1 protein-coding gene is annotated in these 1,096 nt (G+C 32.2%); it reads left to right on the top strand.

The features are described from left to right. On the top strand, nt 1-1,096 hold a 1,096-nt coding region (locus EKL98_RS16990), incomplete at both ends, for a heavy metal translocating P-type ATPase (protein ID WP_148104470.1).

The raw sequence follows: 1,096 nt of genomic DNA, 5'->3' as shown, positions 1-1,096 counted from the left end.
GGTGGCAAAACCGTGTACGAAATTTTTAGTCTCAATGATATGTCTTGTTATTATGATTTCGAAAAATCTCCTGGAGCAACACCTCTTGATATAAAAGGTAAATACGATTTTTTAGGAAATGAAAGTATTGTATCAAAACTTTTAGAATTTCAAGAACATAAAACGGCTATTGTTTCCTTAAGTATTCCGCATATTCATTGTAGTTCGTGTATTTGGATACTCGAAAATATTCACAAATTGCAAACAGGTATTAGCACTTCGCAAGTTAATTTTCCTGAGAAAAAAGTCCGAATTACTTATAATCATGAGGTTACTTCACTAAAAAAAATTGTGCATTTATTGAGCTCGATTGGTTATGAACCCTACATCAGTTTAGAAAATTATGAAACAGGCAAAAATAATGTCGATAGAAGTTTGACTTATAAACTAGGATTGGCTTTCTTTTGTTTTGGCAATATTATGCTGCTTTCTTTTCCTGAATATTTTGAGGTCAAGGAATTTTGGCTGGACACTTATAAACCTTTTTTCCGTTGGTTAATTTTTGTTTTGTCATTGCCTTCATTTTTGTATTCTGCCAGCGGTTACTATGTTTCAGCTTATAAAAGTATCAAATCAGGAATGTTGAATATCGATATTCCAATTGCTTTGGGAATTATTATTTTCTTTATCCGAAGTACTTTTGATATCGTGATGGATTATGGCTCTGGTTTTTTCGATAGCTTGACGGGTTTGATTTTCTTTATGCTTTTGGGTAAAATGTTCCAAATCAAAACCTATAGTTTTTTGAGTTTCGAAAGGGATTTTAAATCTTATTTTCCAATCGCAATCACGAAAATCAACACTGATTTTTCAGAGGAAAGTGTTCCCATATATGATATCGAAAAAGGAAATCGTCTTTTAATTAGAAATCAAGAATTGATTCCTGTCGATGGTATTTTAATCTCTGACAAAGCCGAAATTGATTATAGTTTTGTAACAGGAGAAGCCATTCCTATCACTAAAAAATCGGGTGATAAGGTTTTTGCTGGCGGAAAACAGATAGGAAAAGTGATTGAAATGGAAGTTTTGCATTCGGTTTCACAAAGTTATTTAACGC

The sequence above is a fragment of the Flavobacterium bomense genome (genome assembly GCF_003970355.1).
The sequence above is the reverse complement of the archived record's forward strand: the minus strand, read 5'-3'. Positions and strand labels throughout refer to the sequence as shown.